Annotated in this window: 25 protein-coding genes; 8 read left to right on the forward strand and 17 right to left on the reverse strand. The window is 44.3% G+C overall.

Translation table 11 applies throughout. The annotated features are described in order from the left end of the window. Positions 1 to 17: 17 nt before the first annotated feature. Entirely contained in the window at positions 18 to 794 is a 777-nt protein-coding gene (locus KNQ03_RS04375) for a Cof-type HAD-IIB family hydrolase (RefSeq protein WP_064299596.1), read from the forward strand. A 39-nt stretch (positions 795 to 833) separates the two neighbouring features. Here the strand turns inward: KNQ03_RS04375 and KNQ03_RS04380 are convergent, their stop codons facing one another. From KNQ03_RS04380 to KNQ03_RS04400, 5 genes are all read right to left on the reverse strand, one after another. Continuing rightward, on the reverse strand, positions 834 to 1,502 hold the full coding sequence (locus KNQ03_RS04380) for a potassium channel family protein (RefSeq protein ID WP_023468857.1): 669 nt from the start codon (positions 1,500 to 1,502) through the stop codon (positions 834 to 836). Between the two features lie 104 nt (positions 1,503 to 1,606). After that, positions 1,607 to 2,629 (reverse strand): cytochrome d ubiquinol oxidase subunit II, encoded by a 1,023-nt coding sequence (locus KNQ03_RS04385; RefSeq protein ID WP_023468858.1) that lies wholly within the window; start codon positions 2,627 to 2,629, stop codon positions 1,607 to 1,609. Positions 2,630 to 2,641: 12 nt separating this feature from the next. Then, on the reverse strand, positions 2,642 to 4,039 hold the full coding sequence (locus KNQ03_RS04390) for a cytochrome ubiquinol oxidase subunit I (RefSeq protein WP_023468859.1): 1,398 nt from the start codon (positions 4,037 to 4,039) through the stop codon (positions 2,642 to 2,644). Between the two features lie 234 nt (positions 4,040 to 4,273). Beyond that, positions 4,274 to 5,386, reverse strand: coding sequence for an N-acetyldiaminopimelate deacetylase (locus KNQ03_RS04395; protein ID WP_023468860.1), 1,113 nt, complete (start codon positions 5,384 to 5,386; stop codon positions 4,274 to 4,276). Next, on the reverse strand, positions 5,370 to 6,260 hold the full coding sequence (locus tag KNQ03_RS04400) for a transcriptional regulator CcpC (RefSeq protein ID WP_214723669.1): 891 nt from the start codon (positions 6,258 to 6,260) through the stop codon (positions 5,370 to 5,372). The genes KNQ03_RS04395 and KNQ03_RS04400 overlap by 17 nt, the downstream gene beginning before the upstream one ends. A gap of 65 nt (positions 6,261 to 6,325) precedes the next feature. Here KNQ03_RS04400 and KNQ03_RS04405 point away from each other — a divergent pair, with 65 nt between their 5' ends. Beyond that, positions 6,326 to 6,721 carry a disulfide bond formation protein B gene (locus KNQ03_RS04405; protein WP_023468862.1) on the forward strand — a complete coding sequence of 132 codons (396 nt, stop codon included), beginning with the start codon at positions 6,326 to 6,328 and terminating at the stop codon, positions 6,719 to 6,721. 255 nt (positions 6,722 to 6,976) lie between these two features. On the opposite strand, the gene KNQ03_RS04410 is transcribed toward KNQ03_RS04405, so the two are convergent. The 7 genes from KNQ03_RS04410 to KNQ03_RS04440 form a co-directional block, all read right to left on the reverse strand. Then, complete coding sequence (locus KNQ03_RS04410; protein WP_214723671.1) at positions 6,977 to 8,248, reverse strand: FAD-dependent oxidoreductase; 1,272 nt, start codon at positions 8,246 to 8,248, stop codon at positions 6,977 to 6,979. 115 nt (positions 8,249 to 8,363) lie between these two features. Beyond that, positions 8,364 to 9,182, reverse strand: coding sequence for an ammonia-dependent NAD(+) synthetase (gene nadE / locus KNQ03_RS04415; protein WP_214723673.1), 819 nt, complete (start codon positions 9,180 to 9,182; stop codon positions 8,364 to 8,366). 33 nt (positions 9,183 to 9,215) lie between these two features. Next, positions 9,216 to 9,662, reverse strand: coding sequence for a BsuPI-related putative proteinase inhibitor (locus KNQ03_RS04420; RefSeq protein WP_149427640.1), 447 nt, complete (start codon positions 9,660 to 9,662; stop codon positions 9,216 to 9,218). A gap of 80 nt (positions 9,663 to 9,742) precedes the next feature. Continuing rightward, complete coding sequence (locus KNQ03_RS04425) at positions 9,743 to 9,955, reverse strand: hypothetical protein (protein ID WP_023468866.1); 213 nt, start codon at positions 9,953 to 9,955, stop codon at positions 9,743 to 9,745. A gap of 359 nt (positions 9,956 to 10,314) precedes the next feature. Further along, on the reverse strand, positions 10,315 to 11,406 hold the full coding sequence (locus tag KNQ03_RS04430) for a conserved virulence factor C family protein (RefSeq protein ID WP_214723676.1): 1,092 nt from the start codon (positions 11,404 to 11,406) through the stop codon (positions 10,315 to 10,317). Positions 11,407 to 11,492: 86 nt separating this feature from the next. Further along, on the reverse strand, positions 11,493 to 12,206 hold the full coding sequence (locus KNQ03_RS04435) for an alpha/beta fold hydrolase (protein WP_214723678.1): 714 nt from the start codon (positions 12,204 to 12,206) through the stop codon (positions 11,493 to 11,495). 8 nt (positions 12,207 to 12,214) lie between these two features. Further along, positions 12,215 to 12,772 carry a GNAT family N-acetyltransferase gene (locus KNQ03_RS04440; protein ID WP_023468869.1) on the reverse strand — a complete coding sequence of 186 codons (558 nt, stop codon included), beginning with the start codon at positions 12,770 to 12,772 and terminating at the stop codon, positions 12,215 to 12,217. 132 nt (positions 12,773 to 12,904) lie between these two features. Between KNQ03_RS04440 and KNQ03_RS04445 the strand changes: the two genes are divergently transcribed. From KNQ03_RS04445 to KNQ03_RS04460, 4 genes are all read left to right on the forward strand, one after another. Further along, positions 12,905 to 13,636, forward strand: coding sequence for a hypothetical protein (locus KNQ03_RS04445; RefSeq protein ID WP_214723680.1), 732 nt, complete (start codon positions 12,905 to 12,907; stop codon positions 13,634 to 13,636). A gap of 247 nt (positions 13,637 to 13,883) precedes the next feature. After that, positions 13,884 to 14,177, forward strand: a complete 294-nt coding sequence (locus KNQ03_RS04450) for a hypothetical protein (RefSeq protein WP_050677561.1) — start codon at positions 13,884 to 13,886, stop codon at positions 14,175 to 14,177. A 345-nt stretch (positions 14,178 to 14,522) separates the two neighbouring features. Continuing rightward, entirely contained in the window at positions 14,523 to 15,848 is a 1,326-nt protein-coding gene (gene brnQ, locus KNQ03_RS04455) for a branched-chain amino acid transport system II carrier protein (protein WP_214723682.1), read from the forward strand. 65 nt (positions 15,849 to 15,913) lie between these two features. Then, entirely contained in the window at positions 15,914 to 16,789 is an 876-nt protein-coding gene (locus KNQ03_RS04460) for a DegV family protein (RefSeq protein WP_055968680.1), read from the forward strand. Between the two features lie 57 nt (positions 16,790 to 16,846). On the opposite strand, the gene KNQ03_RS04465 is transcribed toward KNQ03_RS04460, so the two are convergent. From KNQ03_RS04465 to KNQ03_RS04475, 3 genes are read right to left on the reverse strand one after another with little or no spacing between them, the layout of a single operon-like run. After that, positions 16,847 to 17,344 carry a hypothetical protein gene (locus KNQ03_RS04465; RefSeq protein WP_214723684.1) on the reverse strand — a complete coding sequence of 166 codons (498 nt, stop codon included), beginning with the start codon at positions 17,342 to 17,344 and terminating at the stop codon, positions 16,847 to 16,849. Then, positions 17,344 to 17,964, reverse strand: a complete 621-nt coding sequence (locus tag KNQ03_RS04470; protein WP_214723686.1) for a phosphatase PAP2 family protein — start codon at positions 17,962 to 17,964, stop codon at positions 17,344 to 17,346. Before KNQ03_RS04470 ends, KNQ03_RS04465 begins: the two co-directional genes overlap by 1 nt. Further along, positions 17,964 to 18,506 (reverse strand): phosphatidylglycerophosphatase A family protein, encoded by a 543-nt coding sequence (locus KNQ03_RS04475; RefSeq protein ID WP_034786059.1) that lies wholly within the window; start codon positions 18,504 to 18,506, stop codon positions 17,964 to 17,966. Before KNQ03_RS04475 ends, KNQ03_RS04470 begins: the two co-directional genes overlap by 1 nt. A gap of 145 nt (positions 18,507 to 18,651) precedes the next feature. Between KNQ03_RS04475 and KNQ03_RS04480 the strand changes: the two genes are divergently transcribed. Next, a complete protein-coding gene (locus tag KNQ03_RS04480; RefSeq protein ID WP_023468877.1) occupies positions 18,652 to 19,164 on the forward strand; it encodes a YjcG family protein in 513 nt (170 codons plus the stop codon). Between the two features lie 4 nt (positions 19,165 to 19,168). Here the strand turns inward: KNQ03_RS04480 and KNQ03_RS04485 are convergent, their stop codons facing one another. Both KNQ03_RS04485 and fabI read right to left on the reverse strand, forming a co-directional pair. Further along, positions 19,169 to 19,387, reverse strand: coding sequence for a hypothetical protein (locus KNQ03_RS04485; protein WP_023468878.1), 219 nt, complete (start codon positions 19,385 to 19,387; stop codon positions 19,169 to 19,171). Between the two features lie 112 nt (positions 19,388 to 19,499). Then, a complete protein-coding gene (gene fabI / locus KNQ03_RS04490) occupies positions 19,500 to 20,273 on the reverse strand; it encodes an enoyl-ACP reductase FabI (RefSeq protein ID WP_029342212.1) in 774 nt (257 codons plus the stop codon). A gap of 144 nt (positions 20,274 to 20,417) precedes the next feature. Here fabI and KNQ03_RS04495 point away from each other — a divergent pair, with 144 nt between their 5' ends. Continuing rightward, a complete protein-coding gene (locus KNQ03_RS04495; RefSeq protein ID WP_029342211.1) occupies positions 20,418 to 21,587 on the forward strand; it encodes an FtsW/RodA/SpoVE family cell cycle protein in 1,170 nt (389 codons plus the stop codon). The last annotated feature ends 4 nt before the right edge of the window (positions 21,588 to 21,591 follow it).

Raw genomic sequence — 21,591 nt, forward strand, 5'->3', positions numbered from 1 at the left:
AAAGAGAAGGTGAAACCATGGCAAATCAGAAAGTCGTCTTTTTCGATATCGACGGAACCTTATTGCATGATGGTCATTTTGTTCCGGAATCAACAAAACAGGCAATTCGTAAGCTTCAAGAAAATGGTGTCTATGTAGCCCTTGCAACTGGACGCGGACCTGCGATGTTGTCTGGAATCCGTGAACTACTCAACATCGATACGATTATCGGCTATAACGGGCAAATCGTCGTTCATCAAAATGAAATCATCTACAAACGTCCACAACCTAAGACGGATTTAACGCATTTAACGCAACAAGCGAAAGAAAACGGGCATACACTCGTTTATCTTGGCGAAACAAAAGGCTTCACGACGAAATCAAATGACACGCATGTCGTAGATTCGCTCGGCGAACTCGACATGCCATTACCGATTCACGATGAAGAAGCTTTCTTATCGCATGATGTTTTCCAAACGCTCGTCTACTGTACGGCCGAAGAAGAAGCGGATTATGTTAAACGGTATGACGCATTCGATTTCATTCGTTGGCATCCACACGCAATGGATGTCATCAATGTCGGTTCCTCGAAAGCAGAAGGGATCAAACAATTCCTGAAATTGACGAATATTCGCCGCGAAGATACCTTTGCATTCGGTGATGCTTTAAACGATTTAGAGATGCTCCGCTACGTTGGAACCGGTATTGCAATGGGCAACGGGCTTCCAGAAACGAAAGCTGCCGCTGACTATGTCACGAAACCAATCCTTGAGGACGGTATCGCACACGGATTAAAAGAATTCCAACTCATTTAATTAAGTAAATGTAAAGCTGAGGCGCGCCTCAGCTTTTTTTTAGTTCTTCACTTTATGAATCGCACGCTCTAGACGGTCGAGATCCTCATTTTCACCAATGACGACGAGATAGTCCCCTTTTTCAATCATTTCATCAGCTTGTAGAGAAATCAGAACGTTTTCTCCACGTTTAATGGCGACGACGTTCGCTCCGTATTTGCTTCGTAGATCAAGGTCGATCAATGTTTGTTTTGCCATCCGGTCACTGACTTTAATTTCAACGATCGAAAATTCTTGAGATAAGTCGAGATAGTCAAGAATATTTGAACTCATTAAACCATTTGCAATCCGGACTCCCATATCCCGTTCGGGGTGAACGATGAAGTCTGCTCCAATTTTTCGTAATACCTTTTCGTGGTAGTCGTTCGTCGCTTTAACGGTGATCGATTGTACCCCAAGCTCTTTTAAGATCAATGTCGTCAAGATGGATGCTTGAATATTTTCACCGATGGCAACGATGACATGATCGAAGTTTCGGATTCCTAGACTTTTTAAGACATTCTCATCCGTTGTGTCCGCGATGACGGAATGCGTCGCAATTCCCATGAATTCATTGACGCGCTCCTCGTCGGAGTCAATCGCTAAGACATCGTAGCCATTTTTCGATAATTCACGGACAATCGAGCCACCAAAGCGCCCTAGTCCAATTACTGCAAACTCTCCATTCATTTTCACAACTCTCCTTCACAATCGCTCTTCCTTAGTAGTGTACCCGATTCAATTTAAAAATACTATAAACGCCCCTGCGATTCGCAGAGGCGTTTATTCATCCATTATTTTGAGGATTTCCCACGTACATAATCGTTATCGAACAAGAAGAGTCGTAAAATCAAGTACAACGCCGGAATCAAGAGTAAGAGTCCGAAGATGAAGACAACGACGAGTGCGGAAGCCATTGTTTCGTTAACGACCGCTTTGTTGATATCGATATATGGATACAAGATGTATGGTAGGTGCGTATAACCGTAACCAAACCATGCCACTCCATACTGTAACATGACCGCGACGAAGGCAATTCCGTAATTCTTCTTCATGTAGACGAGTGTCACCGCAACGAGGAAGAAGATGAAACTAGCAGCGAACCACCACCAGTTCCCGTTTAAGATGTTCTCATAGTGCCATGCCGCTTGATTTTTCAATCCAAAGAAGACGAGTGCACAGACAAGAATCGTCGGACCACTCCAGAAGAGTGCCCATTTACGAATTAGCGGAGTAGCCCCTTCATCCTTCGCTTTATCTGCGTAGAACAAGAGGAACATCGCACTGATATAGAGGACGGATACGATAGCGAGTGCTACGACCGACCAAGAGTAAAAGTTCGTAAATAATTTTGTTCCTAAAAACTCGACTGTTTCATTCGTTTTACGAATGAAACCACCTTGACTGATCGTCAATGTCGTTGACATCGCCGCCGGAATCAATAGACCAGTTGCTCCATATAAGAACGTATAGAACATGCTGTCGTTTGATCCATAATTGGCAAATGCATAGAAGCTACCACGAATCGCAATCAATACGAGAACGATCGAGGCTGGCACGAGCAGTGCCGTGCCGAAATAGTAAGCGGTATCCGGGAAGAACCCGACTAGTCCGACGAAGAAGAATACGAAGAAGACATTCGTTACCTCCCACACTGGTGAGAGATAACGAAGAATCAATCGATTCGTTAAATGATCCCGCTTCGTATATTTTGAATAAAAGGCGTAAAATCCAGCACCGAAGTCAATTGAGGCAACGATGAGATATCCGTACAGGAAAGTCCAGAGGACCGTAATTCCTAGTGTTTGAACGTCCAAATCGTTCCCTCCTTACTTGTTATCATCCACGAACATAGCTTCCCCACGTGCGTGGTGGTTTTCAGCAAGTTCTTGAAGTTCTTTTCCAACCGGGTTTTTCTTGAACATCCGTAATAATACGACTGTACAAATCGTACCGAGCATCAAGTACAAGGCACTGAATAGAATCAACATCGGACCGACGGCAGTTGATGTCGTCGCCGCATCTGCTGTCCGCATGATGCCGTAAAGTGTCCAAGGTTGGCGACCAATTTCAGCATACATCCAACCTGCTTCAATGGAAATCATCGCCAGAGGTCCACCGATGAAGACACCTCTTAAAATCCATTTGTTATAAGGATTTAATTTTTTCAAACGGAATGCCAAGATGAACAAGGCAGAGATGGCAGCCAAATACATACCAATCGAAACCATGATATCGAAGAAATAGTGAACGATCAGCGGTGCTTGATCTTCTTTTGCGAACTCATTTAGACCAATGACTTCTGTATCTGGAGCTCCACCCGCAAGGATCGAGAGTGCATATGGGATTTTGACGGCTCCCTTGATTTCATAACTGCCGTCTTCTTGCTGATCAAGTATCCCACCAAAGATCAATTCTGCTTCACTTGTCGTTTCAAAATGCCATTCAGCAGCCGCGAGTTTCTCTGGCTGATATTTCGCCAAGTATTTCCCTGAGAAGTCCCCGACAAGTGCCGTCGAGAAGGCAAAAATCAATCCAGCCATAACCGTTAAGCGAAGTGCTTTTTTGTGATACGCTGTTTCCGCTGCTGAGAGTGTTTTTTTGCGGAGTAAGTGGAACGCCGCGATTGCCGCCAAGATGAAGGCGACTGTCAAATAAGCCGATACGATGACATGTGTTGCTTTTGTAGGTGTTGCTGTATTGAACATTGCTTTTAATGGTTCAATTTGCGTTAGCGTTCCATTGACGATCTTAAATCCTTCTGGTGAGTTCATGAAGGAGTTGACCGTCGTAATGAAGAATGCTGATGCTGTCGCACCGATGACGACTGGAATCCCGATCAACCAGTGTAACCATGGGTTTTTGAATCGATCCCATGTATACAGGTAAATACCGAGAAAAATCGCTTCAAAGAAGAATGCGAATGTTTCCATGAACAGTGGTAATGCGATCGTTTGACCAGCCACTTGCATGAGTGACGGCCAAAGTAGTGATAATTGCAATCCGATGGCCGTCCCTGTCACGACACCGACTGCGACGGTAACGACGTATCCACGCGTCCACCGTCTTGCTAATAAAATATAATCCGGATCTTTGCGTTTCAGACCGATGAATTCAGCAGCGAGTACCATGAGTGGTACCCCGACGCCAATCGTCGCGAATATAATATGAAACGCTAATGTGAGCCCTGTCAACAATCGACTGAGCAATACGGGATCATTGAACATGTATATAGCCCCCTCTTCCTAAAACATACTTCTCTATATGGTCTATAACCGTATCATAGAGAACATAACCCTTTATGTCTGTTTATAATGTTTGATGTAACAAATTGTTCACATGTGCACGTGATTTTTTTCACAAAATGTTCGAAAACTCCTATTCTTACATATATAAAAAGCTCTCCCATTCTTGATTTCGAAAGGGAAAGCTTAATGTCCTTCATTATTTCATAAAACTTTTTAAACATATTCTCGGAAATAATGATCGAGTAAATCAATCACAAATGGAATCGCGGATTCATCCGGATTCAAGGTTGGTTGGTGAAGTCCAGATGTCGGATTGTCGACTCCGAGCCAAAACATCATCCCTGGAATTTCCTTCAACATGAATCCGAAGTCTTCTCCTGTCATTGCTGCATCACATTCAATGTAGTTCGCATTCATCTTGACGAATGATGAAAATTTATCAACGATGTGTCGGTCATTGACGACCTCGTAATAACGATTTCCGAATTGTAGATCAATCTTGACGCCAAACGAAGCTTCGATTCCTCGAATGATGTCACGAACGCGTCGTTCCAGTTTTTCCATGTCTTCTCCATTGAGTGCGCGCATCGTACCGTCAAGAACAGCTCTACCGGCGATGACGTTTTCCCGAATCCCGGCATCGACCTTTCCAATCGTAATGACGCTACAGTTCATCGGATTGATCGATCGACTGACGATTGTTTGCAGTTGCATGATCAAGGCTGCTTGCGCGACGACCGTATCAATCGTCAAATGAGGAAAGGCCGCGTGACCACTTTGACCATAAATCGTTATATGAACTTCTCGAGCACTCGCGAACAAGACGCCGGGACGGCTCGCAATCGTACCGACTGGATATTCCGGTGCAACATGAAGACCATACATCTCACTTGGACGATATTTTTCAAACAACGGACTTTTAATCATTGGTTCAGCCCCGCCCGGACCTTCTTCCGCTGGTTGGAATAAAAAGACGACATCATCCATGACCGGCAATTCAATGATTCGTTTCATCAACCCTAACGCAATCGATGTGTGCATATCGTGACCACAGGCATGCATGAAGCCTGGATGTTCCGAGCAAAATGGAAGACCTGTCGCTTCTTCAATTGGTAACCCATCAATGTCTGCCCGGTACCCAATCGTCCGATTTCCAGTCAATCCTTTCACTCGAACGAAAACACCTGTTTCAAACGTGTCATACGTGACACGATCTGGTGGATAAGCACGAATTTGTTCCAATATAAAAGCTTGCGTCTTAAATTCCTTGAACCCTGGTTCTGGTATTTTATGAAGCGCGCGCCGCATTTCAATGGCGTATTCCATCTGACTGACTTCCTCCTTCTTCTTTTACGATGTCCCAAAATGCTTGAACTTGTTTTAGTTCAAGCATCGATTCCGTAGACAAAATCCATGTATCTCGCTTTAATATTTTTCCAGACGATGTTTTTAAAGGAAGCTGCATGACTTCATTCGAATGCTGAATCGTCGACTCGGGTAAAATCGCAAATCCAATTCCATGTAGAGCCATCTGCTTACATGTCTCGATTTGATCGACGACCAACGTCCGAGATGGTGGACTTGCGAACCGATCTTGCCACCATTCTAAAATTTCCTGATAGTACGTTGAGTCACTCTTGAACTGGATGAATGGTCGATCCGTCACGCGTAACTGTTCGATTGACGTCAACTCACTATCGACTAAATAGAGCGGATCCGAGAAAAGACGTTCTTTGACACCTTTCCAGTCCGGGTTTCCACGAATGATCCCGATATGAAAATGTTCCTCTAACATATGACGCATCATTTCACTGGACCATCCCGTGACAAGCTGAACACGGACATGCGGATAACGCTCAACGAATCGTTTTAAGACACGCGGGAGCCAATATTGCCCCATGATGGAAGCAACGGCAATCCGAAGCGTTCCATAAACGGCACCCTCTTCTGCCGTCAATTCACTTTTTAACTCAAGTTCCTTCCGATTCATCTCTTTTGCGAGACCGATTACTTTTTCTCCTTGTGGTGTGATGCTTAACCCACGCGATGAACGAATGAATAATTTTGTTCCCCAGCGTCTTTCAATCGCAACGAGACGTTGACTAAGCGCAGGTTGCGAGACGAATAATCGTTCAGCAGCGCGCCTCATATTCAATTCTTCCGATAAGGTGATCAACATTTCCATTTCCGACACTTGCAATGTGAGATTCGACTCCTCATGATATAAGATGGCATTAGTTTAACACGTTAGAAAGGACGATACATATGACACGCTATCATTTTATGTTCATCATCTCAACGATTGCAACGCTTGGCAGTCTCTATTTCAGTGAAATTCGCGGATTCATCCCCTGCCCTCTCTGTTGGTGGCAACGACTATTCATGTATACGACTGCCTTTTATTTGCTCATCTCGCTATTCCGGTCGAAAACGATCGATCCGCTCTTCGTTCGCCTGTATGTGCTTGCCGGCTTTGGTGTCGCTTTGTACCACGTCATCCTTGAGCGTTTACCTGATGGCGAAGCGTTATGTACAAGCGGCTGTCTCATCAAATGGGTCAACTATTTTGGTTTCTTGACGATCCCGATGATGAGTCTCATTGCCTTCACATTACTTTTGATTCTAGCGTTCTATCCAGCACGTTCGAACAATGAAGCATAAGATGGGGCTGACTCAAAAGTCAGTCTCTACAAAGATAAGTGTGGCAGAATGATGATCTGCCATCCTTATCTCGTAACAAAAAGAATGACGCGTCTTTTCATGCCCTTTCCTCAGGCGAGACACAAGCCAGCTTTCCTGCTTCGTTGAAGCAGGAAAGCTGGTCTTGTTCGTCTCTGACAGCGCATAAATGCGCTTGTTCCTGTAGGAGTGGCGTGTGACGCGTCATTCTTTTTTTGAGTCAGCCCCCGTTTGACATCACGTCCAGCGATTGAAGACGCTGACGGCACTTGAGAACGCAAGCTCCGAGAGTTGTCCCGTACCTTCACACCAGTCCCCGACGAAAGCGACACCTGCATGATCCGGAATGTGAGTCGCAAGCGGCGTTTGCCCCATTTTCCATTTGATTTCTTGTACGACTGCTCGTTTGATCGTTCGTTCTGCGACGATACGTTGTCGCCAATCTGCAAAATGAGCGTCAAGCATCTGTTCGATTCCTGTTCGGACATGTCCAATATAATCAGGATCCTCAAGTCGATCGTGTTCAAGGTAGGCGATTGCTTGAAGAACTTGACCATCCTTCGGTGCAAGACTTGCATCATAATGCGATAAATCCGTGATGAACGCTCGATGCGAACGGTCGTAGATGTATGAATACGGTGTTTCGATATACGGATGAAGTCCAAGATCATACACGAATACTTCTACCGGTTCATGGCTCGCGTACGGTGTAACAAATCGCTGAATGTCAGTGGGAGTCGCCATTTTTAAGATTTCACGCGGTGGGACGGCAAAGATGATCCGTTCGACGTTCCATTCTTGTTTCTTTCGATCACGTACTAAGAATCCTGTCGTAGTCGATTCGACTGCTGTTATTTTTGTTTTTTTCAGGATCTCTCCGTGGTTCTCTAGGATGATCCGTTCCAACTCCTGTACTAGCCCTTGCCACCCACCTTCGATGTATGAGACAGGCTTGCGCGTCCGAAAAAGTTTTTGATAATACTCGAAATAGACGTCTGACGGGATTTTTTCGGGTTCTGCCGTAAAAAAGTTCGTTGATGCCAAATCAAGCATCAACTGTACCACTTGTTCATCGACTCGTTCCGTTTTTAACCATTGCCCAATTGATTGTTGCGGATCCCCTCGTTCGACTCGTAAAATCGTTTTAATGATCTCCCAAGTGAAACGTACTTTGTTCGTTCCTTCGATGACTTCTGTTTTCAATAATCCCCAGGCATTCGCAGGAACTGCCGTCAAATGACCTGAAAACTCATATTTCGCACGACTCGCTGAGAAATCCAGCCACGTCACTTCGATACCGAGCTGTTTCGTTAGTTTGCGAAGAATCGATTGATCGCGTCCATAAATCGCATGAGCACCGTAATTAAACGTAAATCCTTTTACGGTTTGAGAGGTGGCACGTCCTCCAAGTAATCCCGCATCCCAAAGCGTGACCGGCGTTCCTTGTTTTGCGAATAATGCAGCTGCCGTCAAGCCGGATAACCCTCCACCTATGATCCCAATCGTCATACTCTCGCCTCCTCAATCATCGTTTCTCTTCTTTTCCCATAACGATTGAAGAAGAATCGAAGAACATGAAAAAAGACGTGATTTCACGATTGAAATCACGTCTCCTTATTTTGGATTAGGCTTTCCACCATTCATCGAGTGGTGAGACCGGCATATGATGCTTATGCCCAACACGTTTATACTGCGTCTCTAACTTTTCTTGACTTGCTTCTGAAATCGTCTTTCCTTCCAAATAATCATCGATTTCTTCATATGTCATACCAAGTGCCACTTCGTCTGGTAGTGCCGGACGATTTTCTTCAAGATCTGCTGTCGGAACTTTTTCAATCAAGACTTCTGGTGCGTTCAAGTAACGTAAGAGTTGTTTCCCTTGCCGTTTATTCAGTCCTGTCAATGGCGTCAAATCACATGCACCATCACCATGTTTCGTGTAGAATCCCGTCACGAATTCAGCTGCATGATCCGTTCCAACGACTAAACAGCCATAATGAGCGGCTAAATCATATTGGCTTTTCATTCGCTCTCGCGCTTTCGTATTTCCTTTACTAAAGTCGGAAAGTTCTGCACCTGTCGCTTCTTTGAACGCCTGCATCGATGCTTCGACTGCTGGTTTAATGTTCACACGAAGCGAATGATCCGGTTGAATGAACGTCAAGGCTGTCTGTGCGTCTGCTTCATCTTGTTGTTCCCCGTAAGGCAAGCGGACCGCATAAAATGCGACATCTTTTCCCTCTTCTTTTCGTAACTCTTCAACTGCCAGTTGGCACAGACGACCGGCGAGCGAAGAATCTTGTCCCCCTGAGATGCCCAGTACGAATCCTTTTGCACTTGTATGCTTGAGATACGCCTTCAAGAAGGCTACCCGCTCGTTTACTTCTTGTGCTGGGTCAATGACAGGCTTTACTCCTGTTACTTGGATGATTTCTTGTTGCATGAATCGCTTCACTCCTTCACATTATGTTGATCGTCATTTCGAATCAATCATTTGTTGGTCCGTCGTTTGTTTCGCACTTGCTCCTTTAAACTGACGGATTGTCGATACGCGAACTTCCGTGCTATCACCTAAAGAGGAGATCGGTAATTCAACTGTATACTGTTTCGTTTCACGTTTCGTGAACGTATCCTTTTCAATCGCTTGCGTGAATACTTGCTCTTTCTCAAAATCATACGTTACGTGTTGTTTCGCATCAATCAATTGAGCCTGAAAACGTTGTGAGGAAGGATACGTCACGTTCACACTGTGATCATTTGGATTCGTTAAAGAAATGTTTAATTGCATCATGTCGTCCTGCTTTGTCGTTTTGACTGCAATCTGAATCGGTTCGTTCGTGGTTGTTGTTGCCTGTTGTTTCTTTTCTTGGCAACCTGCTAAACAAACAGTAAGCAGTAGCAGAATGAAAACGAGACGTTTCATCTCATCCCTCCTTTTATCTTTATCAATTTTATCATAAAAAAAAGCGAGAGAGGATTCTCCTCTCTCGCACGTTTATTCACTTATGCTACAGGTAAAGTCGATGGATTCATCTTGAATGAAAACAATTGCTCTAATCCTGTCGCAAACAGTTCGTCACAAATATCCTCTGCCGCGTTTGCTGGTGCGACTAATGTAATCGTACGACTGTCGATTGTTTCGATCGTTACATATACCCCTGTTTTTGTCCGTTCCTTGTATCCTACTGCTAAATCAGTTTCAGCGAAAAGTAACATATCCCCGATTCTCCCCTTTTCTCATTCATAATGCCTGCCAAGAGATGACCTACATGATTCGAATTCGTTATTGTAGATTAACTGTACCAAAGGGCAGGAAAAAGAAGAAAATTGTCATTCGACATTTCATTTCAAAACAATATTTCAATTTTATCAGGGATATTTTGGAATGCTTGATTTAGTTGTTAGATGCAAGCGTTTTAATAAGCATTTCCAACACATTTCATTTCGATTTCAAAAAGATGACAACATAATTTTGATTATTTTACCAGCGTTTTTAGACAACAGGGAAAATATACCTAGACAATCAGTGACTCATTTTGTCGAATGATTCTCTCAAGCAATTATTTTTTAAGTTCTTATGAACTTTCATCTATCATTCGATTCATTTGCTGCCAAACCGTTCCTAGTGCTTCTTCCCCACTTTCGATCCGCGTTAATGCGAGTTCGGCTTGTAGAGCCACTTCATATTCCCGGTCTCGGATGGCTTCACGCAGTCTTGGAATTGACTGTTCCGTTCCGACATCAAACAGGAAGCGAGCAGCTCGCCAGCGTACTAATTTATTTTTATCCGCTAACGCTTCCATCATCATTGGTTCAGCTTCTGGCATCGCCCAATCTGAAATCGTATCGCCTGCTGTCCGGCGAACGATCCCTGACGGATCATGCAGTGCACTCGTCAAATACTCTAACAGTTCTTCTCGGTGATCTTCGAACATCCCAAGCTTTACAATCGCTTGACGCCGAATTTGCATCTTCTCATCCTGTAACAGGCGAGCATAAGCTGGAACCCATTCCATCTCAACAGGTAGTTCATCGAGCGCCGCGAATCGTTCTTTCCAATCGGATGATTGAATCGCTTGACCGCTAAACGTAATATCTTCTCCTGCTGCGAGCGACTTGAGACGTTCGAGACGTTCGACTGGATAGGCAATCTCAATCTCATTCGCTACTTCACGCAAGCTTTCGTCAAGGTCACCGTATCGAGGTGCTTGTTCTACCCAGCGTCGATCGCTAATGACATTTTGAACGAATGGTTGGACGAATAGCGCTGCTTCTCGGAAACGTTCCGACAGCCCTTCTCGTTTTTCTTCTAATCCTTTCACACCTTTGATTTGCATCGGTACGCCTAAAATGAATTGCACGAATAGATGGACAGGTTCATACTCAGCATCTGTCTCGTGTTGTTCAACGTCATTTAACGTTTCACCGAACGCACGTCGTATATCGATGACAAGCGAGCGCCAATCATATTTTGGATAACGCTCGATCGATAAAAAGTCACTGACCTGATAAACGAACTTAACGCCAGGTATTTCAAGTAATCGCTGAATGTGTTCCGGTGCGCCAAAGGCATGCTCGAATGTCTGCCCCTTTTCCGAAAAGACCTCATCAACGATGACTTTCATGTTATTTGGACTTGGTGTTGGTTCAATCGCTACGATTTTCATGTGTATCCCCTCCACTTCTATCATTTCAGATATCTCATCTGAAATGCAAAGCAAATGCCCTACAGACGTGACTGTAGGGCAAAAACTTACTTGAATGCTTCTTCGATGATTGCAACGAAAGCATCCGGTGTCTCAAGCATCCCCATGTGTCCACTGTCTGTTGACCGATGTATGAGATGATCATTCTTTGGTGCAAATGCGCTTTCCTCTGAAATCAGTTGATCTTTCGTGCCGTGAATGATGAGACCCTTCACGCTTGCTTTCGTCAAGACCTTCGTCATATCTCGCCGATCTCGCATCGCAGAGAGCGCACGGATAGCTCCTTCGACCGTCATCATGTACCCGATCTCAAGTGCTTCAGCGACAGCGAACTCATCTGCCCCTTCAGCGAATAAGGATGGAACAAGACCATTGACGAATTCTCTAACACCTACTTCTTCAACGCGCGTGATGTTTTGATTTCGTTTTTGTTTCGCTTGTTCATCATCTGCTTTACCTGTCGAGTACACCAGACCGTATCCACTGATTTGATCCGCATACCCTTCTACGATTGCAGCTGTGATGTATCCACCAAATGAATGCCCGATGATGATCGGCTTTTCGATACCACGTCGATCAAGTTCATGCATGACCCATTCGGCAAAGCCTTCAATCGTATCCGGACCAACATCAAGTCCCTCATGTCCTGGTAAACTTAGTGGTAAGACATCAAAGGAATGTCGTAAATTTGCTTCTACCCGATTAAAATAATCTGTTCCTCCTGTAAATCCATGCAGGAGTACGAGTGTTTGTTTTTCCATTGACTACCTCATCCCTTCCATTCAGATGCGAGCATACGGTACATCGTCAAATCCATGAAACGACCATGACTGTATGCATAATCTTCTAGTAATCCTTCTGCTTTGAATCCTAATTTTTGAACCAATGCGTTAGAAGCGAGGTTTTCAGGTGCGACGAGGGCGCTGATTCGATGGAGAGCAAATTCTTCAAAGCCATATGTCAGAACAGCTCTTGCCGCTTCCGAAGCGACACCACGTTGCCAATAATCTTGACTAACTTCAAAACCAATTTCAGCCCGATGGTATTGAGACAACCAGTTATGAAAACCGATCGTACCGATCAATTGATTCGTTTGTGCATCAGCAATTGCCCAGCGAATCGCTTTACCTTGCGTGAACTGTTCCTTAAAGTAACTGATGACATTTTTAGCTTCATAGACCGTCACGAGCGGATCTGATCCGTAATAGTACATGACTTTATCGTCCGATAGGATTTTAAACAATTCGCGTGCGTCACGGTTTTCGAGCTCACGTAATATGAAGCGCTCGGTCCGCAATTCCGGGAAAGGCTTTCGCAAGCCCCACATGCTCCATCACCTCTCTTTATGCTTCTCTATGTAGTATGCCCGTTTTCAGAAGTAAATATCCTTTCAGGCAATTCGAAGTTTTGCTACTATTAAATTATGAAGTAGTTAGTCATGGAAAGGAAGCGAAGTGGTATGTCGAGTGCGTTACTTTACTTATATGAGGACGAGGAAAATCAACGATTAACGATGTCAGGAGTACATTTCTCTGATTTCGCTGCAGCCGTCGATTTGAAACGTCCTTTACTCATTTCAGGAAGTGATTTCAAACAGACGAAACAATCGTTTCGAACGATGCTTCATTACATCGAAGCGCATGAGATCGAACAGTTTTCACAATCAACGGATGTCCAGCGTCATCCTTTGACTGCTATTGATATTCGCTCCTCTCATTCGCTCGATGTATTGACGGATGTCGAAATCGCGGAGTTATTATTTTTAATGCATATGAAACGAGGGACACCTCTTCCTTTCCTTGACTCGATCGAGAATGAACTGGTCTATTTTAGCGAACACGATGGGCTTCATGCTTCTGTTTACTTGAAGGATTGGTCACGAGTAGAACAACTTATCTCCGATCTCGTACAACGGAAATTTCGTCAGCACGCACGATCCGTCGCCTCGATCGCCTTAACAGCTGAAATCATGATTCATATCCGTCATCTCCTCAAAGAAGGAGTATTGATTAATTTCGAAAGTGCAAAACGGTCTGTTTTCTCAAGAAATATCACGATTCCCGTATATGTAGCAGGACGCTACGAAGATATGAGCGTATTACATGAAGATTTTGAAGCGGAGAAAGAATCGATCCTTCGACGAGGAACGCTTGTTTGTCGCAAAAAGAAATGGAGTTTTGAGCTAGATTGACCTTTAGCATCTTTTTCTTTTAGAAAAGGATGCTTTTGTTCTATTTGAATTTCACATGACGATCCCCTCTTAACGGGTATTCCTATCCATATGACAATATTGTTAAAAAATTTTTCGAATTTTCACACAAAATAAGACTAGCATCTTGTGAAGACTTCGCTATAATGAGGATAACCTTTTCAAGATAGAAGTTAGACCCGGTTTTTTATAGGGATAGTACTGGAATCAACAGAAGGAGGAATTCAATATGGATCAGTTAAAAGTGAACGGAATTGGCTCATTCACGAAATTTGCGACAAATGGGAACATCCTGAAATTAAAGGATGCAACACTCGGTGAAGTGAAATTGTCGCTGAATGAAGCGAGTTCAATGACCATCGCCCCTGTCGATGAAGAAAATGGACTTTTCATCATTAAAGGGCAACAGCAGGAATCGCTTGTTGAACTGACGTTACCACGTCAATCCTGTGAGGTCGTTCACGCTTGGCTCCTCCATAAATTGAAACGTCACAAAAAAACGCGCTCGATTGCAACGAGCTGATGTATAACGTATAACGTCTTGGGTAGAGACCTCATCTCTCCTCAAGGCGTTATTTGTTTTCAAAAATTCGGTGGTGAATTTTCAGAAAATATTGTTTTATTAATTTCTTCATGTTATCCTTAGAAAAATTCAAACAGGAGGTTTTAAACATGACACACGCAACGCTCATCCAAAAACGACTGATTGTGATTAAGAGTAGGGACTGAAGATTCATTTCTCGTTTGAGAAAATGAAGATCCAGGCCCTTTTCGTCATTTCGACAAGGCGTCTGAGCAAACGACGCCTATCCACAAACTTAGTGGATGAGGCTTTTTTTATGAAATTAGGATGAATGGAGGACAACACATGTTTAAGACAAAAGATACATTTGCTTTAGGATTTATGATTTTTGCTTTATTTTTCGGTGCGGGTAACCTAATCTTCCCACCGGAACTCGGTGCGCTTGCGGGTTCACAGTTCCTTCCTGCCATCCTTGGTTTTATCGTAACGGGTGTCGGTCTTCCTTTGCTCGGCTTACTTGCAGTTGCCTCTATCGGGGGTGGCATCAAAACACTTGCTGCACCACTCCCTCGTTTTGTAGGTGCTGCCTTGACGTTCGCACTCTATGTTGCAATCGGTCCCTTTTTCGGAATTCCGCGAACATCGGTTGTCACGTATGAGCTCGGAGTCGTACCATTTCTTGGTGCTCCCTCACAAATGACGTTGATCATCTCATCGAGTCTCTTTTTCCTTGCCACACTTTATCTTGTACTACGACCAGGAAAATTACTTGAGATCATCGGGCGTTTCATCACACCATTATTACTGATTGCTCTTGCTGCATTAAGCATCAGTAGCATCATTTCGCCACTTTCGGGTGTCGCTTCACCAAACGAAGCGTATGAGACGACTGGACAGGCATTCATTCAAGGTTTCCTTCAAGGATACTTAACGCTTGATGCACTCGGCGCCTTGGTATTTGGTGTCGTCGTACTGCATACATTGAAAAGCCGAGGCGTTCATGAACGAAAAGCACAATTTAAAGTCGTCACTCGTGCCGGAATTATCGCTGCCACTGCTTTGACTCTCGTCTATGTCGGACTTGGAATGATCGGACGTAACACCTTTGCCGCCATCGGAAAAGTTGATGGTCCAGCACTTCTTCAGCATTATGCAAATACTGCCTTCGGCTCAATCGGTTTAGCTGTACTTGGTCTTGCAATTCTGCTTGCATGTCTGACGACATCAGTTGGTCTCGTCACCGCATTTGCAGAATATATGATGACGATTTCCAACCGTGTATCTTTAAAAGCGGCAAGTATCTTCACGACTGCTCTCGGTCTTACGGTATCGATCGTCGGATTGCAGACATTGTTATCTATCGCCGTCCCGGTATTAATGTTCCTTTATCCAATCGTCATCGTCTTGATTGCATTGACATTCATGCGTCATCTGTTCCGTCGTAAGTCGGTCGTTTATCAATCAACTCTTGGTGTAACGATTTTCTTCTCATTCTGTAGTGCGTTGAATCAACTTTCGCTTTTCCCGGGAAATCTTAAAACGTTCTATCAATCCTTGCCTTTAGTAGATCAAAGTTTAGAATGGTTATTCCCAACACTCATCGCCTTCGGTATCAGTTCATGGTTTGGACACGTTTCCAGTGCTTCTATCACACAAAAACGCGCTAGCTAGTGATTCCGCTTTCATCGCTATGGTATGATGAACAAAATGGTTCTATTAATGGAGGCGTCATATACATGGATAAGATTGCTTGGATTACCGACAGCATGGCTTTTTTTGAGCCAGGAGAGGCTGAAAAAATCGGAGTCCATGTGATACCGACTTTACTCATCTTAAACGGAGAGTCTTACCGGGAGTATGTCGATATCTCGATTGAACAGCTTGATCAAAAAATGCGAGAAGATTCCCACGCTTCACCGACGACTTCTCAACCATCATTCGGTGATTTCGTAACCTTGTATGAACAATTGCTTGAAGATGGTTATGATTATGGGTATGCGATTCATATCACGAGTGGACTGAGCGGCACATATTCGAGTTCCGTCGCTGCAGCTGAAGCTGTCGGTTTCCCCTTATACGCGATTGATTCGTATACAGGTGCTGCGAATCAGCAAGAACTTGTCCGGATCGCACAACGACTCGTTGCTGCTGGTAAAGGTCCAGATGAAGTCATGTCTACGCTTGAGACATTCAAACACAAATCGCATTTTTATCTGATCATCGGAAATATGGAGACGATGCGACGGAGCGGACGTGTCTCAGGAAGTCAATTTTTACTAGCAAACATGCTCAATATTAAACCAATCGCTCAATTTAATGAGGAAGGACGACTTGTCCCATTTAAAAAAGTCCGTTCCATCAAAAAAGCTTTTAAAGAAATGGTCAGTGAAATTTCATCAAAAGTCAGTGCTCATGGTGTATATGATCGGACGCTTTATGTCAGTCATACGCTCGCTCATGCCGCTGCTGAAGAATTACGGCGCTTGATTTCTACAGAACACCCGGAGCTTCAAGTACGCATTACCCAATTTGGTCCTTCCATCTTGGCACATGCTGGCGCTGAGACGGTCGGTGTGTACTGGTTCGACGAGATTCCTTTACCGACAACTTGATAGCTTGCACGAAACGATGAAAAAACCGGACGGTCTGCTTGAGACCGTCCGGTTTTTTCATGTCGTTTCATACTTACGAAATAGTTCTTCTAATAATACGGCTTCGTCCGTCGTCCGTTGAATCGGCTCATGCGGAAGCGTGATTGCACTTGATAACGTTTCAGAAGGATATACATCAATCGAAACTTGTTCCATTTCGATGAGATACTCAAGGATGGAATCAAGTGATGTCTCCTTATTGAATTGACGAAGCCAATTTTCATATCGACGATCAACTTTTCCTTCTTTGAGCAAAATCTTTCCATCGTCAATGATTGCCCACTTAGGTGGCGCATCGATTTGAAAGAGTTCCAACTGCTGGTACTCTTCTATCGTTCGTTTCGTCACCGGAACAACACCGTTAATCGATACTAACCGTTTTAATCTAAGATGCGCTCGCATCGTCATGAAACGAGGTCGCCCAGCGACTCGCTCGACAAGCAACGTCGGCTTGTCGATGGAGCGCATCGTCTCTTCATCAAATAATAAACTATGATCAACATCTAACAGTAACATCAAGCCACTCCTTTTTTTCTACGGGAGACGATGAATGCATAGGAGCTACATAAAAGAATCGCAGCAAAACAATATCCACCGATTACATCTGAGAAATAGTGAACGTTTAAAATGATTCGAGAAGCTCCCATGGCGAGAAATAAACCAATCGTCACGATTGATACAAGTACCTTCCCACCTGTTTTAAGATGACGAAACGCAACGACGAGAAATCCAGCATATACGGCAAAAGCCATCGCTGAGTGACCACTCGGAAAACTGTATCCTACGCCACCAACCAATTCATTTAACGAGGGGCGCTCTCGGACAAAAGCGAATTTAACGACTTGATTCAATACACCTACTGATATTGCCATGATCACATACCAGATGCTTGCGATACGATCTCGCCACAATACATAACTTAGTATTCCAAGTAACACCGTCATCGTCATCGCCCCTGGACCCGATCCGAGTTGAGTAAACCAAGAAACGTAATCCCCTGGGACGTGTTGCGACATGTATGACGATAATTGGGCATCAAATAAAAAATAGCCTGTCATCCGAATGGAGACAGCGATGATCACGAACAAGACGACAGCGATGGATGCACCAATCCACGCCCCTCTCGCACCCCGCATCAGTATGTCCCCTTACGTTCTTCTAATTCTTCTGCTGAATAGTCTTCCTTATCTCGCAATCGATGCGCTAGTCGTCCGGATGCATTTGCTGCGATGGCTGCGACGATATCATCCATGAACGTGTTGACTTTTCCGTCCCCAAGCTTCGTATCGAGTTCTTTGATGATACCGACCTTTGCTTTATCCAAATAGCCGAACGTCGTAACCGCAATCGAACCATACGTGTTGACGGCACCAATCGCAATCGTCTCATCTACGCCAAATAGCCCTTCATCGCTTTGGATGATGGACAGGAGGGGTTCTGATAATAACCCTTTTTCCGCCAAGATGTCTAGTTCTGCTCCGACGAGAATCGCATGTTGTAATTCACGTTTTTCAAGAACACGTTCTACTGAACTGACACATGTTTCAATTGTCAGATCCACCGTGTAGGGGGCCTGCATTTGGTAAACGATCTCAGCGATTGCATGAATCGTCACCCCTCGTTCATGTAACTTATCGATAGCTGCCTGTTTGACCTCTTTTGAATGTGTTTTCTTCATGACTATATCCACCTCTCCAACAAAGTACTTCATTAGTATACACGGATTCTGAACCTCCTCTCAAACTTCTTTGACATCGACGCCAGAATCCGTCATGATTATTTTGTAAAGCGTTATCATTTCAGGGGAAAGTAGGGGATTTTCGATGAACATCGGGGTTGTATTGTTTCCATCGAAACGCGTTCAAGATTTTGCAAATTCATACCGAAAGAGATATGACTCGAAGTATGCACTGATCACACCTCATATCACGCTACGGGAGCGGATGGAAGTCGATGAGACAGAATTAGACCACATCGTGACGGAGTTGAATCGAATCGCGTCCGAAACGAAGCCTGTCAATTTGCACATCCAAGGAGCTCGTTCGTTCCATCCGACGAACAATGTCTTGTTCCTTAAAGTAATGCCGACGGATGAGTTAGAACAATTACATCGCGCTTTGCATACGGGACCACTCGAACATAAGCCGAAATACGATTTCTTGCCACATATCACAATCGGTCAAGAACTGTCGGATGTCGAACTGTTCGATGTACTAGAACGTCTCAAGATGGAAGATATCCGTTTCCAAGAGGACGTCACGAAAATGGCTTTATTGTATGAACTGGAGAACGGTGCTTGGAGTGTCTATGAGACATTCCGCTTCACAGGTCAATGAATGATTAAACTTCCCGGTCGAAGCTTCGACCGGGAAGTTTTAGTTCTGGTAATACACCGTATGCATTTGCCTGTTCTTCTAAAAAGTCGTCTGCTTCGTGTTCGCGGTAAGGATCAGTTGGGCGTATCGGTTGAACTCGAGCGACTGGTTCAGTCTTTAGCTGTGGATCGACACGTACTTGACGATTGACATATTGTACGACTGTAAAATCGATTGCGTTCATCCTCTGCACTTCCTCTCTCCTTCTAGTGACAGTTATATTTGATAGTTCCCCGATCGAGCACAAAAAAAACCAAGCCTCCCGCATGGGAAAGCCCGGCTTAATCGATCGTGTATTAAAGAATGTGGAACCCGCTATCGACGTGAAGGATTTCTCCTGTCACCCCACTCGACATTTGTGAAAGCAAGAACAGTCCACTTTGACCAATTTGTTCTGTCGTCACGTTACGATGAAGTGGCGCACGTTCTTCGATGCTATCAAGAATTGAATTGAAGTCGCCGACACCTTTTGCGGATACTGTCCGAATTGGACCAGCTGAGATCGCATTGACACGAACGCCTTGCTGACCGTATTCAGCAGCGAGATAACGAACGCTTGCATCTAATGCGGCTTTCGCAACACCCATGACGTTGTAGTTCGGAACCATCTTCTCACCACCGAGGTACGTCAACGTGATGACGGATGCATCTTCCGTAAAGAAATCTTTCGCCGCTTTGACGACTGCTGTTAAGCTGTAAGCTGAAATATCAAGTGCTTGCGCGAACTGTTCACGCGTTACCCCAGAAAATTCACCACGAAGCGCTTCTTTATCCGCGAATGCGATCGAGTGAGCAATCCCAGAAATTTTACCGTGATCTGCATGGATCGTTTGGAAGACCTGTTCGATCTCTTCATCACTCGTGACATCACACGTATAATAAGAAGCCGGTCGTGATAATTCTTGTCCTAATTTTTCAAGTGGTGCCTTGAAGCGTTCCCCGACATATGTAAATGCCAGGCTTGCTCCAGCAGCGTCGAGCGCACGTGCGATACCCCATGCAATCGAACGTTGGTTAATGACGCCCATGACGACGTACGTCTTGCCTTCGAGTGAAGGATAAATATTCATGATAAAGTCCCCCTTGAATTAGTACCTGGTAATAAAACCTATCTTCAGGTTACAAAAACGTAACGCTTCTGTCAACCATCGCTCTTGATATTGCGGATTTGATAAATTACGGTAATATAGAAAGAGATAGAAAGTAGGGATGAAATGAATCGATTCAAATCATTTACACAACGTTATGATCATACGTTGCTTTTTTTACTCGCCTGTCTGATGGTCATCAGTATCATCGCCATCTATACAGCACAACCTTCGCTTAAAGGTGCGATCAGTGCCATTAACTTCTCTGCCAAACAAATTCAATGGTATGTCATCGGCTTCATGGCGTTATCCGTCGTCATTTTCATCGATTATGAACAGTTGAAGCGATTCCACTGGTTTTTATATGGAGCAGGTATCGTATCGTTAATCGGTCTTGTCATTTTCCGTGGTACACCAATCGTCACTGAAATCAAAGGGGCATACGGTTGGTATCAATTCCCCGTTATCGGTACGGTTCAACCGGCTGAGTTCATGAAGTTCTTTTTGATCGTTACGCTCGCTGCCGTCATTACCGAGCACAATGCGCGTTATGTTCAACATGAAAGAGATCTCTTGTTACTTATCAAGTTAGTCGCGGTTACAGCCTTGCCGCTCGGTCTTATCATCATTCAGCCCGATTTAGGGATCGGTTTGATTCTATGCGTCATCTTAGCATGTGCGATGTTATTATCAGGACTGAATTGGAAATGGCTTTTGACGATGTTCGGTCTGTTCGCAGGAGCTGTCATCATCTTCTTTTACCTGTTCTTTTTCCAAAATGATTTACTCGCAACCTTTTTCCCAGGTCACGCGATGAACCGGATCATGGCTTGGTTGCAACCGTTCGAATATGCGGATGATTTGTCGTACCAGCTCGTCCAAGCAATCAACGCGACAGGTTCAGGTCAAATGTTCGGCGTTGGATATGGGAAACTGCAAGTGTTCGTTCCAGAATTGCATACAGACTTCATCTTTACGACGATTGCCTCACACTATGGTTTCATCGGGGCTGCCATCGTCTTGATCGTCTTGTTCCTGTTCGTCTATCGCTTGATTCAGATTGCTCTCGAGACAGCTGATCCATTTGGTACCTATATCGTGACAGGATATGTCGCGATGTTTACGTTCCAAATCTTCCAAAACATCGGGATGACGATTGGTGTCTTACCGATCACAGGTCTTCCCTTACCGTTCATCAGTTATGGTGGATCAACGATGATCGTAAACCTCGTCGGTCTAGGATTGATTATGGCAATCGCCTCTCAATCTCGGATTTCCATGTTCGATGAAGACTAAACAC

Source organism: Exiguobacterium sp. s143 (assembly GCF_018618895.1).
GTDB lineage: Bacteria > Bacillota > Bacilli > Exiguobacteriales > Exiguobacteriaceae > Exiguobacterium_A > Exiguobacterium_A abrahamii.

Excerpts from the sequence above, each read along its gene's own strand:
- KNQ03_RS04375 (WP_064299596.1), top strand. The coding sequence starts at position 18 with ATGGCAAATCAGAAAGTCGTCTTTTTCGATATCGACGGAACCTTATTG.
- KNQ03_RS04380 (WP_023468857.1), bottom strand. The coding sequence starts at position 1,502 with ATGAATGGAGAGTTTGCAGTAATTGGACTAGGGCGCTTTGGTGGCTCG.
- KNQ03_RS04390 (WP_023468859.1), bottom strand. The coding sequence starts at position 4,039 with ATGTTCAATGATCCCGTATTGCTCAGTCGATTGTTGACAGGGCTCACA.
- KNQ03_RS04395 (WP_023468860.1), bottom strand. The coding sequence starts at position 5,386 with ATGGAATACGCCATTGAAATGCGGCGCGCGCTTCATAAAATACCAGAA.
- KNQ03_RS04405 (WP_023468862.1), top strand. The coding sequence starts at position 6,326 with ATGACACGCTATCATTTTATGTTCATCATCTCAACGATTGCAACGCTT.
- KNQ03_RS04410 (WP_214723671.1), bottom strand. The coding sequence starts at position 8,248 with ATGACGATTGGGATCATAGGTGGAGGGTTATCCGGCTTGACGGCAGCT.
- nadE (WP_214723673.1), bottom strand. The coding sequence starts at position 9,182 with ATGCAACAAGAAATCATCCAAGTAACAGGAGTAAAGCCTGTCATTGAC.
- KNQ03_RS04420 (WP_149427640.1), bottom strand. The coding sequence starts at position 9,662 with ATGAAACGTCTCGTTTTCATTCTGCTACTGCTTACTGTTTGTTTAGCA.
- KNQ03_RS04425 (WP_023468866.1), bottom strand. The coding sequence starts at position 9,955 with ATGTTACTTTTCGCTGAAACTGATTTAGCAGTAGGATACAAGGAACGG.
- KNQ03_RS04430 (WP_214723676.1), bottom strand. The coding sequence starts at position 11,406 with ATGAAAATCGTAGCGATTGAACCAACACCAAGTCCAAATAACATGAAA.
- KNQ03_RS04435 (WP_214723678.1), bottom strand. The coding sequence starts at position 12,206 with ATGGAAAAACAAACACTCGTACTCCTGCATGGATTTACAGGAGGAACA.
- KNQ03_RS04440 (WP_023468869.1), bottom strand. The coding sequence starts at position 12,772 with ATGTGGGGCTTGCGAAAGCCTTTCCCGGAATTGCGGACCGAGCGCTTC.
- KNQ03_RS04445 (WP_214723680.1), top strand. The coding sequence starts at position 12,905 with ATGTCGAGTGCGTTACTTTACTTATATGAGGACGAGGAAAATCAACGA.
- KNQ03_RS04450 (WP_050677561.1), top strand. The coding sequence starts at position 13,884 with ATGGATCAGTTAAAAGTGAACGGAATTGGCTCATTCACGAAATTTGCG.
- brnQ (WP_214723682.1), top strand. The coding sequence starts at position 14,523 with ATGTTTAAGACAAAAGATACATTTGCTTTAGGATTTATGATTTTTGCT.
- KNQ03_RS04460 (WP_055968680.1), top strand. The coding sequence starts at position 15,914 with ATGGATAAGATTGCTTGGATTACCGACAGCATGGCTTTTTTTGAGCCA.
- KNQ03_RS04465 (WP_214723684.1), bottom strand. The coding sequence starts at position 17,344 with ATGTTACTGTTAGATGTTGATCATAGTTTATTATTTGATGAAGAGACG.
- KNQ03_RS04470 (WP_214723686.1), bottom strand. The coding sequence starts at position 17,964 with ATGCGGGGTGCGAGAGGGGCGTGGATTGGTGCATCCATCGCTGTCGTC.
- KNQ03_RS04475 (WP_034786059.1), bottom strand. The coding sequence starts at position 18,506 with ATGAAGAAAACACATTCAAAAGAGGTCAAACAGGCAGCTATCGATAAG.
- KNQ03_RS04480 (WP_023468877.1), top strand. The coding sequence starts at position 18,652 with ATGAACATCGGGGTTGTATTGTTTCCATCGAAACGCGTTCAAGATTTT.
- KNQ03_RS04485 (WP_023468878.1), bottom strand. The coding sequence starts at position 19,387 with ATGAACGCAATCGATTTTACAGTCGTACAATATGTCAATCGTCAAGTA.
- fabI (WP_029342212.1), bottom strand. The coding sequence starts at position 20,273 with ATGAATATTTATCCTTCACTCGAAGGCAAGACGTACGTCGTCATGGGC.
- KNQ03_RS04495 (WP_029342211.1), top strand. The coding sequence starts at position 20,418 with ATGAATCGATTCAAATCATTTACACAACGTTATGATCATACGTTGCTT.